14 protein-coding genes are annotated in these 14,914 nt (G+C 57.6%); 7 read left to right on the top strand and 7 right to left on the bottom strand.

Going from position 1 to position 14,914, the window contains the following annotated elements; all coding sequences use genetic code 11:
* Nucleotides 1-6 precede the first annotated feature (6 nt).
* Nucleotides 7-1,107 carry an ABC transporter ATP-binding protein gene (locus ACRQ84_RS05280; RefSeq protein WP_483817370.1) on the bottom strand — a complete coding sequence of 367 codons (1,101 nt, stop codon included), beginning with the start codon at nt 1,105-1,107 and terminating at the stop codon, nt 7-9.
* A 163-nt stretch (nt 1,108-1,270) separates the two neighbouring features.
* Nucleotides 1,271-1,933: a GntR family transcriptional regulator gene (locus tag ACRQ84_RS05275; protein WP_064738663.1), complete on the bottom strand. Its 663-nt coding sequence runs from the start codon at nt 1,931-1,933 to the stop codon at nt 1,271-1,273.
* 168 nt (nt 1,934-2,101) lie between these two features.
* Between ACRQ84_RS05275 and ACRQ84_RS05270 the strand changes: the two genes are divergently transcribed.
* Genes ACRQ84_RS05270 through ACRQ84_RS05240 form a run of 7 tightly spaced genes read left to right on the top strand, consistent with a single transcriptional unit; the run spans nt 2,102 to nt 9,554 of the window.
* Nucleotides 2,102-3,592 carry an ABC transporter substrate-binding protein gene (locus ACRQ84_RS05270; protein WP_483817369.1) on the top strand — a complete coding sequence of 497 codons (1,491 nt, stop codon included), beginning with the start codon at nt 2,102-2,104 and terminating at the stop codon, nt 3,590-3,592.
* Complete coding sequence (locus ACRQ84_RS05265) at nt 3,589-4,449, top strand: ABC transporter permease (protein WP_064738661.1); 861 nt, start codon at nt 3,589-3,591, stop codon at nt 4,447-4,449. The genes ACRQ84_RS05270 and ACRQ84_RS05265 overlap by 4 nt, the downstream gene beginning before the upstream one ends.
* A 1-nt stretch (nt 4,450) precedes the next feature.
* On the top strand, nt 4,451-5,365 hold the full coding sequence (locus ACRQ84_RS05260) for an ABC transporter permease (protein ID WP_064738660.1): 915 nt from the start codon (nt 4,451-4,453) through the stop codon (nt 5,363-5,365).
* The gene (locus ACRQ84_RS05255; protein ID WP_483817368.1) at nt 5,362-6,765 is read left to right on the top strand and encodes a M20 family metallopeptidase; all 1,404 of its coding nucleotides are present in this window, start codon (nt 5,362-5,364) and stop codon (nt 6,763-6,765) included. The genes ACRQ84_RS05260 and ACRQ84_RS05255 overlap by 4 nt, the downstream gene beginning before the upstream one ends.
* A complete protein-coding gene (locus ACRQ84_RS05250) occupies nt 6,765-7,763 on the top strand; it encodes a 1-aminocyclopropane-1-carboxylate deaminase/D-cysteine desulfhydrase (RefSeq protein ID WP_483817367.1) in 999 nt (332 codons plus the stop codon). Before ACRQ84_RS05255 ends, ACRQ84_RS05250 begins: the two co-directional genes overlap by 1 nt.
* Nucleotides 7,763-8,746, top strand: a complete 984-nt coding sequence (locus tag ACRQ84_RS05245) for an ornithine cyclodeaminase (protein ID WP_483817366.1) — start codon at nt 7,763-7,765, stop codon at nt 8,744-8,746. The genes ACRQ84_RS05250 and ACRQ84_RS05245 overlap by 1 nt, the downstream gene beginning before the upstream one ends.
* Entirely contained in the window at nt 8,736-9,554 is an 819-nt protein-coding gene (locus tag ACRQ84_RS05240; protein WP_483817365.1) for a sulfurtransferase, read from the top strand. The genes ACRQ84_RS05245 and ACRQ84_RS05240 overlap by 11 nt, the downstream gene beginning before the upstream one ends.
* Here the strand turns inward: ACRQ84_RS05240 and ACRQ84_RS05235 are convergent.
* The 5 genes from ACRQ84_RS05235 to ACRQ84_RS05215 all read right to left on the bottom strand — a co-directional run bounded on the left by ACRQ84_RS05235 (nt 9,540) and on the right by ACRQ84_RS05215 (nt 14,914).
* Nucleotides 9,540-11,147 carry a dipeptide ABC transporter ATP-binding protein gene (locus ACRQ84_RS05235; protein ID WP_483817364.1) on the bottom strand — a complete coding sequence of 536 codons (1,608 nt, stop codon included), beginning with the start codon at nt 11,145-11,147 and terminating at the stop codon, nt 9,540-9,542. The genes ACRQ84_RS05240 and ACRQ84_RS05235 overlap by 15 nt on opposite strands.
* Nucleotides 11,148-11,307: 160 nt before the next feature.
* The gene (locus ACRQ84_RS05230) at nt 11,308-12,273 is read right to left on the bottom strand and encodes a sugar-binding transcriptional regulator (protein ID WP_064738654.1); all 966 of its coding nucleotides are present in this window, start codon (nt 12,271-12,273) and stop codon (nt 11,308-11,310) included.
* A gap of 196 nt (nt 12,274-12,469) precedes the next feature.
* Nucleotides 12,470-13,327: a phosphogluconate dehydrogenase C-terminal domain-containing protein gene (locus ACRQ84_RS05225; RefSeq protein WP_483817363.1), complete on the bottom strand. Its 858-nt coding sequence runs from the start codon at nt 13,325-13,327 to the stop codon at nt 12,470-12,472.
* 4 nt (nt 13,328-13,331) lie between these two features.
* Entirely contained in the window at nt 13,332-14,141 is an 810-nt protein-coding gene (locus ACRQ84_RS05220) for a sugar phosphate isomerase/epimerase family protein (protein ID WP_483817362.1), read from the bottom strand.
* Nucleotides 14,141-14,914: a triose-phosphate isomerase family protein gene (locus tag ACRQ84_RS05215; protein WP_483817361.1), complete on the bottom strand. Its 774-nt coding sequence runs from the start codon at nt 14,912-14,914 to the stop codon at nt 14,141-14,143. The genes ACRQ84_RS05220 and ACRQ84_RS05215 overlap by 1 nt, the downstream gene beginning before the upstream one ends.

Below are 14,914 nucleotides of genomic sequence, written 5' to 3'. Positions count from 1 at the left end.
CAACGGTTAAACGGCATATTTTTTCTGTGAGGCAAACATTTGGCGCTCGGCATCCGCACAGCGCTTCCCGCTCTTGCTGTAAAACAGATATTGCCGCGCGGCGGACCACTGCAATCCCACTTCACTGCCATCGGTGAAGCGCTGCATGCCAGGCACTTTGACCGTCAGCGGTGCGCCGAAGTCGGCAAGATTGCACACCAGCAAAGTATCAGCCCCCATATATTCAGCACTGATCACCCGCGCGGTCAGTGCCGCCTGTTCTGCAGCGATCAGCTGGATATCTTCGGCACGCAATCCAAGACTCAGCGGCGCGTCGCGGTATTCCACCACCGGCGCGGTGAGGGGCAGCAAATAGTGATACGCGCCGTGCTGCTGCAGCGGCAGGATATTCATCGGCGGTGCGCCAATGAACTGCGCGGCAAATACGCTGGCGGGATTGTTATAGAGATCGTCCGGCGTGCCGTGCTGTTCGATGTGGCCATCGTTGAGCAGGATAATGCTGTCGGCCATGCTCATCGCTTCGGTCTGATCGTGCGTGACGTATAACATGGTCAAGCCGAGTTTTTTCTGCAGCGCGCGAATTTCACGGCGCATGCTTTGACGCAGCTTGGCATCGAGATTCGACAGCGGTTCATCCATCAAACACAGCGTGTTATTGGCGATCACCGCACGGCCTAGCGCCACACGCTGCTGCTGCCCACCGGAAAGCTGCGACGGCAAACGCTCCAGCAGCGTATCCAGCTCCATTAACGTGCTGACGTCTTCGAGGCGTTGGGCAAATGATCGTTTCTCCTCGCCGCGCGCTTTCAAACCAAACAGCAGGTTCTCGCGTACGTTGAGGTGCGGAAATAGCGCATAAGACTGAAACACCATCGAAAGCTTGCGCTGGGACGGCGGCAGATGGGTGATATCGGCGTGTTTAAAATGGATTGTACCGCGATCGGCGGTTTCCAGTCCGGCGATGGTGCGCAGCAGCGTCGATTTGCCGCAGCCCGATGGGCCGAGTAGCGCAACGAAGCTCCCTTCTGCCGCGTCAAAGCTGATGTCATCCAGGGCAATTTTCTCGCCCCAGGCTTTAGTGATGTGATGTAGCGAAAGGTGGCTCATGCATCCGCAATCCAGAAATCAGAATGGCGGTAAGCTAGCGGAAGGAAATGAAGGATTTATGTCATTGCGGTGACTGCGCGGTTAAAGGATGCGCAATAAATTGCGCCGCTACGGATGTATGCACGTATTTGTAGCGGCGCGATTCATCGCGCTAATTTGTTTTTTACTGATTAAAATAGTGCTGCTTGAGTATCGCAGCGCCATCATCAATCGCTTTCATCAATATCTTTTCACTGGTGACCGCATCACCCGCCTCTAACGCTTCCAGCAGACGATCGTAATTATGATGCCCCTTTACCACCTCGGCGGGCTGCGGATAAAGATAGTTAAAGCACGGACCAATCTGCACCCAAAGTTGCTCAATCAGTGCTTCAAGCGTGGGCATTTGCGCAAAGCGGTAGAGCGTAAAACGAAACGCGCGATTGGCTTCTAACGCCGCTTCCGCATCCCCACTTTGCTTGGCTTGCATGTAGCGCGCGCAGAGTTTTTTCAGCTCGGAAATCTGTTTTTTCCCCACAAATGGCGTCGCCGCTCTCACCGCTAAACCTTCAAGCTGCTTACGAATCAGGGTGATTTCTTCAAAGCGCTGGCGCGACATATCGGGAACCAGAAAAGCCGCAGCCGGCGTGGCATCCAGCGCACCCGCAGAAACCAGACGTAATAATGCTTCGCGTACCGGCGTGATACTGGTGCCAAGCTGCGCCGCCAGATCGCGCGTCACCAGCCGTGCGCCAGGTTTTAACTTGCCGACTATCAGCGCGCTGCGCAGTGACGATTCTACCTGCGCGGTCAAACTCATGCGCTGCGCTTTATCCATTTCGATCATTCGTTGAGAGCCTTTTACTGAAATTCGCAAATGGTAAGTTATTTTTAATGTTTTATTGCCAACCTGCCAGATTATAGGATATATCATGTATTACAAATAAGCACAGTCTTGATTCTGGCAGTATCCACTCTTTTCACTACCTTGCCGCTGGCAAATTTGGGAAATGTTATGAGACTACCTGCAGTGAAGTTTGCCACCACCGCGTTGCTATTTGCTCTGATGCCAACCGTACAGGCCGCAGAACTCACCATTGGCCAACCCACGTCTGCCACGGCGATGGATCCCGGCTTTCTGAAAGAATCTGCCACGCTGGTGGATAACCTCTTCGATACCTTAGTGCGCCGCGCCGATGACATGTCATTACAGCCGGGCTTAGCCACTGAGTGGAAAGCGATTAACGAAACCACCTGGCAATTTACCCTGCGCCAGGATGTGAAATTTACTGATGGCGAGCCGGTGAATGCCGAAGCGGTGAAATTCTCTCTCGATCGTATTTTAGACCCCGCCAATCACGCGCCGACCATCTCCTATATCCGCACCATCAAATCGGTGGAAGTGATCAACGATTATCAAGTGCAGATCCATACCAACGGCCCGGATCCATTGCTGCCGACACGCATGAGCCGCTATCCGGCTTACATTGTGCCACCCGCCTATGTGAAAAAAGTGGGTGCCAGCGAGTTTGCACGTAAACCGGTGGGCAGCGGTGCCTATAAGCTCGATAGCTTCATCCCGGATGAAAAAGTGGTGATGGTGGCGAACGAAACTTACTGGCGCGGTAAACCGGCCATCGACCGCGTCACCTGGCGCCCAATTCCTGAAGCCACCGCGCGTCTTACCGCGCTGCTGACCGGCGAAGTGCAGCTGATTGAAAGTGTACCTGCCGATTTAGTGCCGGCGCTGAAAAATCGCCCGAACGTCGAGCTGGAACAAGTAAAAGGCGGCGGGCTGACGATTTATCTCGGCCTTAAAGAGGATGAGAAGCCGCTGAGTGATGTGCGCGTACGTCAGGCGCTGTCGTTAGCCTTGAATCGCCAGGCTTATACCCAGCAGCTGCTGCACGGTTTCGGCACGCCAACCGGCACCATGGCAGGCGCTAATGACTTCGGTTATCTGGCGGTTCCGGCTACCGCGCAGGATGTGGCGAAAGCCAAATCCCTGCTGGCAGAAGCCGGTTACGCCAACGGCTTTACCCTGCGCTTCCAGGCACCGCGCCGTTACATCGCCAGCGCCGACGTAGCACAAGCCATCGTGCAGGATTTAGCGGCAATTGGCGTGAAAGCCGAACTGGACGTGCCGGAATGGTCGGTTTATACCCAGCAGGTCGCGTCACAGAAGCAGGCACCGATGTACATGCTGGCGTGGGGCTCCACCCAAACTTTAGATGCCGATGCCGCGCTGTTCCCGATTCTGCGCAGCGGCGAGCCCTATTCCACCGTCCATGATGCGGAGCTGGATAAGCTGCTCGACCAAAGTCGTCAGATTGTTGATCCCGTTGCGCGCAAAAAAGTGTTAGAGCAGATTCAGCAACGCGTCGCTGAACAGCAGCCGCTGCTGCCGCTATACCGTGAAGACACCTTGTATGCGCACAGCACGTCGCTCAACTTCAAAGGCCGCGTCGATGCCCGCATCCCGCTGTTTGACCTGAGGCTGAAATGATTTCACCAGGCACCGTGCTGCAGCGCCGTCCGCGCCGCCTGATTTATGGCGATGCGGTGATCGGCAGTGTCTTGCTGATCGTGGTGATTGCCGCGGCGCTGCTCTCTCCGTGGTTGCCGTTGCCTGATGCATTAAGTAACAACCTCAATGAGATGTTCCTGCCGCCGGGCAGTTCCGGCGCGCAAGCCACGCATTGGCTCGGCACCGATCAACTGGGCCGCGATTTGCTGGCGCGAATACTCTCCGGCACGCGCTTGTCGCTGCTGGTGGTATTGGTCGCGGCAGCAATTGGCGCGGTGATTGGCGTCGCGCTCGGCATGATCGCCGGTTACGCCGGGGGTTGGGTTGATGCGCTGATCATGCGCCTGATCGATATCCAGTTGGCGGTGCCGTTTATTCTGTTAATTCTGCTGGTGATTGCGCTGATGGGCGCATCGCTCACCAACATCATCGTGATTATGGGCTGCACCAGTTGGGCGATATACGCCCGCGTGGCACGCGCCAAAACCTTAGAAATTCGCGAACTGGAATACATTCAGGCGGTGCGCGCCATGGGCTTTTCCCCACTGCGCGTGCTGTTGCGGCATATTCTGCCCAATCTGCTAACACCGCTGGTGGTGCTGCTGACGCTGGATATCCCGCGTTTAATCGTGCTCGAAGCCTCGGTGGGTTTTCTCGGCATGGGCATTCAGCCACCCACGCCAACGCTGGGCAATCTGATTGGTGAAGGCCGCTCTTACATGCTGCTGTCGCAATGGCTGGTGCTCTATCCCGGTTTGGTGATTGCGGCGCTGGTGATTGGCTGCAACCTGCTCGGCGATGCGCTGTTACGTCGCACGCATACAAGGTTGGATTGAGATGCTGAATATTCTGCTTAATCGCCTTGGCCAATCGGTTTTAGTCTTGCTTGGCGTGTCGCTGCTGATTTTTTTCAGCCTGCATATGACGGGCGATCCGGCGGCGCTGATGATGCCGCCCGGTTCCAGCCAGCAGGAGATTGCTACTTTTCGTCACAGCATGGGCTTTGATCGTCCGCTGCTGTGGCAATACAGCCATTACCTCGGCGGCGTGCTGCACGGCGATTTTGGTGAATCGCTGCGTTACAGCCAGCCGGTGCTGGCGCTGATCGCCGAACGTTTACCCGCAACCGCGCTGCTAGCCGTCAGTGCGCTGGCGTGGAGTTCGCTGCTGGGTTTGTTGCTCGGCATTATTAGCGCCCTGCGACCACACAGCCTGTGGGATTTGCTGTGCCGCCTGCTGGCCTTCTCCGGTCAGGCGATTCCGGTGTTCTGGCTCGGACTGCTGCTGATTCTGCTGTTTAGCCTGAAGTTACAGTGGCTGCCGTCCAGCGGTTACGGCACCTTCGCCGCGCTGGTGATGCCGGCGCTAAGCCTCGGCGCGTTTTACATGAGCGCCGTGGCACGCCTGACGCGCGCCAGCCTGCTGGATGTGCTGCAACAGGATTATATCCGGACCGCGCGCGCCAAAGGGCTCAGCGCCTGGCGCATCGTGGTACGCCATGGTTTGCGTAACGCGTTGATTCCGGTAATCACCGTGCAGGGCATGTATTTCGCCTCGCTGCTCGGCGGCGCACTGGTGACTGAGATTATTTTTGCCTGGCCGGGCATTGGTCGTCTGGCGATTCAGGCGATTCAAAACCGCGATTTCCCGCTGGTGCAGGCGATTGTATTGCTCGCCGCAGTGGTGTTCGTGGCAATCAATTTGCTGATCGACCTGCTCTATCTGGTGCTGAACCCGAGGATTCGTTTATGAGTCGCCTTGATGCCACCTTAGATCTGCTGAGTGAACTGACGCGCTGGCCGAGTGTGGCCGGTCAGCTCTCTGCGCAGCGCGGTCTGGCCGCCTGGCTGGAACAGTGGATGGTGGCGCATCTCGCGGCGACAGTGATTTTTCCGGTCGCGTCGCAAAATGGCGACGCCCCGCCGCTGGTGCATGTGCGCATCGATAACGGCAGCGACAAAACCGTGGTGCTGTACAACATGTACGATGTGATGCCTGCGGATGAGGCAGGTTGGGATGTGTCGCCGTTTGTCGGCGGCGTGTGCGAGTGGCCTGAACTCGGCCAGGTGTTTGTCGGACGCGGTGCTGAAAACAACAAAGGCCCGGTCGCCGCTTTGCTGATCCTGCTGCGCGAACTGCAGCAGCGCCAGCAGCTCGACTTCAATATCGAAATCCTGCTCGAAGGTGAAGAGGAAGTCGGCAGCGGCGCGCTACGTCGCTATTTAGCGCAACAACCTTGCCCGATTGCCCCCGCGGAAGCCGTGTTGTTTCCGTCACTGTGCGAATACGGCGGCGGCGCGCCACGCGTTTACCTCGGCTTTACCGGACTGGCCAGCGGACGCCTCAGCGTCACCGGTGGCGCGTGGGGCGGACCGTCGTCGGCAATTCATGCCAGCAATGCCAGCTGGATAGCCAATCCGGCGTGGCGCTTAGTCAACGCGCTGAATGCCATTGCGCCTGCTGAACACAGCGGCGTGCTGGCATGCAAACCAACGGACGATGAGGCGAATGCCCTGCTAACCACAGTCGCCGCAGAATTTAGCATTGATGATGAACTGCACTTCCGTCGCAGCCAGCGCCTGATGATCGAAGGCGACACGCTGAGCTGCCTGCAAACGCTGCTCGGTAGCGCGGTCCTAACGCTGGCTGAACTGCACAGCGATCCGCCGGGCGGACGCGGCGTGATTCCGTTCCGTGCCAGCGCTGAATTGGCGTTCCGCATTCCGCCGGGCTTCGATCAGGATGCGATGATTGAAGCCGCGCAGCAGCGCCTGGCGCAACCTGATTTAGCCGGCAGTGAACTGCAACTGTTCGATCGCTATCCCGGCGTGCGCTTTAGCCGCAACGCCAGCGGCGTCGATGCCTTGATCGCCAGCTATCAAACGCTGGGCGCGGCACCGCAAATCTGGCCGTGGGCGCCAGGTTGTGCGCCCGCCTACGCCTTCGCGGCCGTCGCGCCCGCCTTTCTGATTGGCGGTTTAGGCCACGGCGGCAACGCGCACGCCGTGAATGAATTTGTCACGCTGGCAGGACTCGAACGCTTCCAGCAATCCATGAGCTTATGGCTCAACGCATTCAATGATTCGGCCATTGGCCGGGTCGCGCCACACCAGGGAAACACCGCAGTACACAAAAATAAAGGTCGTAAATAATGAAATCAGTAGAAGAGTTTGAACGCGTTCCGCTCGGCTTCTTCCCCACGCCTCACGAGCCGCTGCCGCGGCTCAGTGAGGCACTTGGGATTACGCTGACGATAAAACGTGATGACTACAGCGGCTTCGGCGGCGGCGGCAACAAAGTGCGCAAGCTGGAGTATCTGATGGCGGAGGCCTGCAAAACAGGCGTGAATGTGGTGATCACCACCGGCGGGCATCAGTCGAACCACGCCCGCATGGTGGCCGCCGCGGCGCGCAAGTTTGGTATGCGCCCTGTGCTGGTGCTGCGGGGCAATCCGCCCGCCAGCTGGCAAGGTAATCTGCTGCTGGACAAGCTGTTTGGCGCCGAGGTGCAGTTCCTCGATCCCGACGGCTATTTCTCGCAAATTGAAGGCGCAATGCAGGCGCACGCTGATGCAGCTATTGCGCAAGGTGAAATCCCGATGATTATTCCGCTGGGTGGCGCGACGCCACTCGGCGCATTGGGATATGTGCGGGCGGTGGAAGAGATGACGGCGCAGTTGGCACCCAGCCAGACGCCCGCACCCGATTTCATCGTTGCGCCCACCGGTTCCGGCGGCACGCTGGCAGGCTTGCATGTGGGTACGCGTCACTATTGGCCCCATACTCAGGTCATTGGTGTAAGCGTTAGTGCCAAAGCCGACTGGTTCCAGCCGCGCATTGCTGGCATGGCGCAGGATTGTGCCGATCTGCTGCAATGGCCGCAGCAGTGGCAGCCGGATGATATCTGGATAGAAGATAGCTATGTCGGTCAGGCGTACGGCGTGCCATCGGACGGCGGCATTGCCGCCATCTATAAACTCGCCCAGTTGGAAGGCGTGCTGCTGGATCCGGTCTACACCGGCAAAGCGATGCACGGCCTGTTCGCACTGGTGGAGCAAGGGCGTATTCCGCAGGGTTCGCGCGTTACCTTCGTGCATTGTGGTGGTTCTCCGGCGCTCTATCCGTTCGCCGACCGACTGCTGGAGCAATAATGGAAGCCTTATTGCGTGTATTGGATGAAGCCACTGTCGCGCAATTGGGTGGCGGTGATGTTGCTCTGGCGCTGGAAGACGTCAAAACGGTGATCCGCCTGATGCGGCTTGGTGAAGCACAGATGCCCGCCGAAAATCACATCGACCTTGGTACGCCACTCGGTAAAGCCTATGCCTTACCGGCGCGCGTCGGCGGAATTTACAATGCCGCTGGCGTGAAGTGGACCGCACATCGTCCGCAGCGACCTGATGTATTGCCCGCCGCATTAGCGTTAACCTTGATTAATGATGCGCAGAGCGGCATTCCGCGTGGTTTATTGGCCAGCGGCGCATTAACGGCTGCCCGCACCGCTGCGGTGAGCGCGCTGGCATTACAGCTGGCCGCGCCGCGTCCGGTGAAACGTGTGCTGCTACTCGGCGCCGGTCTGCATGCTCAGGCGCATCTCCGCATGCTGCAGCAGCTGTTTCCGCAGCTGGAACAGATTGGCGTGTGGAATCGCTCGCCATTCAAACTTAGCGCGTTGCGCGAAGTGCAGATCGAAACCGATCTGCCACTCGCCTTAGCACAGCCTTATGACGCAATACTGACCTGTACCAGCGCAGACCAGCCGATTGTCGATGCCACAGCAGTGCGTCCCGGCAGAATGATTGTGCAGGTCGGCTATCACGAAGTCAGTTTTGCCGCGATTAAAGCCAGCAGCAAAGTGATGGTCGATGCGTGGGGTGATTTCGCCCAGCGCAGCGCCAAAAGCCTGTTCCAGATGTTCCGCGCCGGTGAGTTTCGTGAGCAGGATGTAGCAGCCGACCTCGCGGCGCTGCTGCTGGATAACTGGCGGCCACAGCACGATGACAGCGTCTATTTTTCCTCGTTTGGCCTCAACGTCTTTGATATCGCCCTCGCCGCGCGCGTCTTGCTGGCAGCCGAGCACGACGAACTCGGTTCGCTACAGCCGCTGTTTTCAGGAGTTCTGCATGATCATTGATGTGCTATCACTGCATCAGCGCCTGGCATGCGGCGAAGCGTTTCTGTTGATCGATGTGCGCGAATTTGCCGACTGGCAACGCGGCACATTACCCGGCGCACAGCACTGCAACGTCTACGACTATTTTATTGAGGATGGCAGCGAGCAAGGTTTAGCGATGATGGCAGCAGAAGCCGCCACCGCGCTGCAACCGATGTTTACCGCCTATCCCGGTGCCACGCCGGTGTTTTTCGAACAGCAGGTTGGCATGCGTTCACCACGCGGTGCGTGGTTCGCATGGCTGCTCAAGCGTGAGGATGCCCTGATTCTGGATGGCGGCGTTGATGCATGGATCGCCGCGGGATATGACCTCAGTCCGGGATTGGGCTTGAGCCGCACCGTGGCGCATCCACCCACAGTTAGCGCCCCTGCGTGGAATAACGATGTGGTTTGCAGCCGTGAACAGGTTTTAGCGGCGGATGGCGTGGCGATAATCAACGTTGATGCGCGTCGTCCCAGCGAGTTCGATGGCAGCTTTGCACATGCCTGCTGTCAACGCGCTGGACGCATTCCGCACGCACAGCTGCTGTTTTGGGAAGAGGTCATCGCCGACGGCCATTACTTACCTGCGCAGGAGATTGCTACACGCGCCGAGGCCGCTGGATTAAGTAAGCACGCGCAGTTGCAGGTCTATTGCCATCGCGGTGCCCGCGCCGCCACGGTATGGGCGGCGTTAACGCTGGCGGGCTATGCACATGTCTCGGTGTATGTCGGTTCCTGGCATGAATGGGCCGAGCATCTCGATCTGCCGCTGTTACACGGCCGCTAACCGCAGCGCCAGCGCCTGCTGAATGTCGGGCGCGGCGGCGAGCAGTTGACGGGTGTAATTGTCCTGCGGATGATTAATTACGCTGGCGGTCGCACCCGATTCCACAATCTTGCCGTGATACATCACCACCACGCGATCGCATAACTGGCGCACCGCGCTGAGATCGTGGCTGATGAACAACACTGATAATCCCAGCGTATGCCGCAGCGTATTGAACAGCGCGAGAATCTGCCCGCGCACCGATAAATCCAGTGCCGCCACCGCTTCATCCGCCACCAGCAGCTTCGGTTCCATCGCCAGCGCGCGCGCAATGGCAATACGCTGACGCTGCCCACCTGAAAACGCGCCCGGCAGGCGTCCGGCATGTTCGGCTTTCAATCCCACTAGCGTCAGCAGTTCTTTGACCCGCTCATCCACCGCGGCACCTTTGCGTAGCTGCCAGACGCGCAGCGGTTCGGCGATCTGCTCTCCGACCGGAATTTTGGGGTTCAGGCTGGCATAAGGATCCTGGAAAATAATTTGCGTATGGCGACGTAAGGTATGGAGCTGACGCCCTTGCAGGTGCTGACCTTCAAAGTGTACCTCACCGCCATCTGCCGCAATCAGGCCAATGGCCGCGCTGCCCAGCGTGGTTTTGCCGGAGCCAGATTCACCAATCAGCCCGACAATTTCGCCCTGCGCAATCGACAAATTGGCCGGATACAAAACGGTTTGTCGTTTGGCCGGCCACAGCGGCATGCGGCGCGGCAACGGATAGCTTTTACTGATGTCACGCAGCACCAATAGCGGCGGCTGTACCACCGGCGCGACCGCTTCCGGCATCTGCGGCGCCGAGGCAGCAATCAATTTCCGCGTGTAGGGATGGGTGGGCGCGCCCAGCGTATTGAGTACCGCGCCCTGTTCAACCAGCTGCCCTTGCTTCATCACGCAAACGCGGTCGGCGTAGCGCGCCACGACGGAGAGATCGTGGGTGATCAATAAGATCCCCATGCCCATCTCTTGTTGCAGCGCCTGCAGCAGCGCCAGAATTTGCGCCTGAATGGTGACGTCTAGCGCGGTGGTCGGTTCATCGGCAATTAACAATTCAGGCTGACCGCTGATGGCGCTGGCGATCATCACACGTTGCCGCATTCCGCCCGACAGCTGATGAATATATTGCCGCGCACGCTGCGCCGGATTGACGATGCCGACGCGATCCAGCAGCGCAATCGCTTCCTGCTGCGCCTGTTTCCAGCTGAACTGACGATGCCGCACCAGCACTTCGGCAATCTGCTCACCAATACGCAGCGTGGGATTCATGCTGGTCATGGGTTCCTGAAATACCGTGGCGATGCGGCAACCGCGTAGTTGCTGGGTGGTGCGCGCATCAAGCGTCTCGCCATTAAACACCACACGACCGCCACGCTGTTGCACGCCCGCAGGCAGTAAATTCATCAATGCCAGTGAAGTTAAGGTTTTGCCGGAACCCGACTCGCCAACCAGCGCCAGGATTTCTTTGCGCTCGAGATGAAAGGAGATGTTATCCACCAGCAAGCGGCGATCGTGCGTGTGCAGTGAGAGATTTTCAACCGAGAGCAAGCGTGCGTCTTTCATCTGGCAGGATTCTCAACAAGGAAAAATACAGGATATATCCTGTACCTGGCGCGAACAAGATCGTTAGGTTATGCCACTTCGCGTTATGGAATAAGGCTGATTGCTGGCAGGCAAAGCGCGAAGGCGCCTCACCCCAGCCAAATTGACACGACATTGACCGCTACTGCGACAAACTCAATATGGTACGAATGTTCTGCGCGGTCGTCGCAATAATATCTATCGCACCCGTGCGCAGTGCGCCAAGGATCGCCATCGCTTTGGTGTTCTCGGCGGCAATAGCGATCACGCAAGGGATTTTACGTAACTCATCAATGCTGAGTCCAATAACACGATCGTTCATCACGGTATCAACGTGTTGTCCCTGAGCATTAAAAAAGTCATAGCCGGCGACATCCCCGGTTACGCCCTGATTAACGCTGGCGTCGATGATTTCATGCGGCGTAAACCAGCCGAGTTTCACCATATAACTGTTTTCATTCATGTCGCCGATGCCCACCAACGCCACATCCGCTTTACGCGCGCGGTCCAGCGTCTCTTTGATGGTGCCGTTTTGCATAAAGGCATCACGCAGCCCACGGTTCTCAACATAGGCGGGCGCATACAGCGTTTCGCTGATGCCACCGAATTTCTTCGCCATACGGCGGCTGATGTGATCCGCGTTGATGGCATCGCCGGGACGGTGCGTGCCGCCAATGCCGCTAATGAACAGGCAATTCCGCGTCTGGACCTGACCGGGATAATCGGCGACAGCGGCGACGTTGCGCCCTTGCCCCACGGCGACAATCGCGTCGTCTTTCAACGACTGCGCTAAATGTGACGACACCAGTGCAGCAACCTGACGACGTTGCTCCTCCTGATCGGGCTGATCAAGCGCAATGAGCGCACGTTGCAGTTGGGGGAAACGATTTTTCAGCTGTTGTTCGAGGCGGGTGCTGAATACAGGATGGTAACGCACATTGATTTCGACAATGCCCTCTTCACGAGCACGTTTCAGCAATCGGCCGACTTTAATACGAGAAATCCCAAACTTACGCGCAATCTCCTCCTGGGTGATTTCGTCCTGATAGTAGGCGACGGCAATTTCCGTCAGCAGCTCGGAGTCCTGAGAAAGCGTGTTTTTTTCCATCCGTAACCTGTCTTGTTTGGGTGTTATGTTAAGATGCTGCAAGCGTACCACGTAGGGTGCGCATTTATGCGCACCTGGTCGCCATCAATGGCGACCCTACAAAATACCGGCTTAATGTGACTTTGGCAGGGAGTTATATCATTGATACGACTCGCTTCGCCAGACAACAGCGCCGCGAGTCGGTCGAGCGTCACGCTTAGCGTTTGATGGCGTCGATTTTCAGCATACGGGCAATCACGATATCCAGCTCTTTCTGATCGAAGATTTGCTTCCAGTCTGGCTTCACAATCTTCTCACGACCGTATTCCATAGCGATCATGCAGGCATCCGAGAACGGGTTGGTGGCGCGGAACGCCACGGCCAGCGCGATCTGAATATGGCCATACAGCATCGCTTTGGCCGCTTCTTCCGGCACGCCGCTGTGTTTTACGGTTTCATCCAGCGCTTCTTTCATAAATGCGCCGACCATACAGGCCACGGTTTCCACCAGCGTCGGTTCCAGATACGCCAATTGCGTTACGGTCACCCAATGCACTTGCTCAACCGGGCCATACATCACGCTGATCACGTTGCTTAGCTCGGCTTTCTGCTCATCAGAACCGGTTTCATACGATGCTGCCACATGCTGAATGGCTGCAATACCGCCGAACGCATCGGCATGTTCTTCTTTGGTGTAACGCTCAAGGAACACCGACGGATGGCAAGGATGCGCCACCGCGTATTCAATGCCATCACGATGCGCGATCAGGTTTGCATACGCCGCCGCCGGATCCAGCGTCAGCAGAATCGCGCCCGGTTTCATCTGTGGCACCACGCCTTCAGACACTTTGCCCAGGACGATATCGGGCACCGCCAGGATTACCACGTCACTCAATGGCACCACTGACGCGGCGTCAGAGAGTTCGCGACCTTGTGCGCTGACCTGCTCTTGCGCCTTGGGTGAATTCTCACAGTAAAATACCTGGTAAGCGCTTTTCTGGAAGTTAGCAGAAATACGCATACCCATTTTGCCGCCCGCGCCAATCACGGTGATGGTTTTCAGTTGCTCGCTCATAGTGTTACTCCTGATCTTGTTTACTGCGTAAGAATTCAACGGTGCGGCGAGTCCATTCGGCTTCTCGCTCGCAGGTTACAGCGGCATCGTCTTGCCACGGCAACCAATGTTCGACGATTTGGTTAATGCCTTTATCCGCCGGGCGCACGCTGGCGATCATCCGGTCGTAATCCAGCAAGCCTTCGCCCATCGGGCAGCCGGCAAAGGTAAAGCCGACCCAGCCATCACGGCGCGTGAAAGCAAAGTCTTTAATGTGCAGATTACCGACACGCGCAGCGGTGTTGGCAATCACCTGCTCTGGCAATTCGAGTCCGGCGACACAGTTAGCGGGATCGAGACATACACCGAGCCACGGCGACAGAAACGTATTGATCACCGACATCATCGCGCCGCTGTTCACCTGCTCGTATGTCTCCAGACAGAGACGCACCTGCTGACGCGCAAAATCTGGCAACACGTTGGCAATCAGCTCGGCGGCCTCGTCAAGCGATGGACGGTGATCGGCGGTGTAGAACATCGAACGTATTACGTGCGCATCAAGGATTTCCGCCATATGCAGATAACGGCGCAGATGCTCAGTGCCGAGGCCGCGCGTGCCGAGTTCCAGCGTGATGCCCAGCGCATCGGCCTGCTGACGCAACGTCAGCAGTTGTGTGTCAGACCAGCTTTCAATCGCCGGATAGTCGCAGATTTGAAACACTGACACATCGAGATCGGCGGTCTGCTGCAGCATCTGCTCCAGCGTCAGCGGATGAGGTACTTTCGACGACATGCGCCAGAAAAAGGCGTAGGTGCTGAGTCCGATACGGCTCATTAACGGCGCTCCTGAGCCAGCTCACTGGCTTCATCAATAATGTGGGCCAACGCCTTCGGATCGTGGGCAAAGCGCCCAAGGAACAAGCCATTCACGTCCGCGCCAAGGCGCTGAATCAGTCCCGGGCCGGCACTGCCGCCGTAAATAACTTTCAGGCTGATACCAGGCGGCGTGGCGAGCTGCTGCAATCCGGCGCACACCGTGCGGATGTAGCTGTCTGGTGCTGGTTGCGGCGCACCGATCGCCCATTGCGGTTCGTAAGCGAAGAACACTTCACCTTTTAATCCCTGCTGCGCAGACTCGGCCAGCGCTTCGGCAAGCTGCTGCTCGCACAGCGCTATCGCCTGCTGCGGTTCCGCCTGCTGCTCTTCGCCGATGCACAGCACCGGCGTTATGCCGTGGCGCAGCGACATCGCCACTTTAGCGGCGATTTGTGTCTTGTCTTCATGGAAGTGACGACGGCGCTCAGCGTGACCAATTTCTGCCAGCGAGCAGCCTAGTTCCTGCAACATACTGGCGCTAACCTCACCGGTCCAGGCGCCGTTCTCTGCCTGACAAACATTCTGACCGCCGAAGCGCACCGGCGTATGCGCGAAAATCTCGGCAACTGCAGGAATGGCTGGATAAGCCGGTAACACAAACAATCCGACGTCGCCGCTTTTCACCGCCTGATGCTCGGCTAATGCCGCCACATCGCGACACCATTGCAACGTTTGTTGATAGCCGAAGTACATTTTCAAACTGACGCCGAGCCAGATTTTTGGCTGAGACAT

This window comes from Pantoea sp. E2023-21 (genome assembly GCF_051302795.1).
Lineage (GTDB): Bacteria > Pseudomonadota > Gammaproteobacteria > Enterobacterales > Enterobacteriaceae > Pantoea > Pantoea ludwigii_A.
Note: the sequence above shows the minus strand (reverse complement) of the source record. Positions and strands in the feature narration are given on the sequence as shown.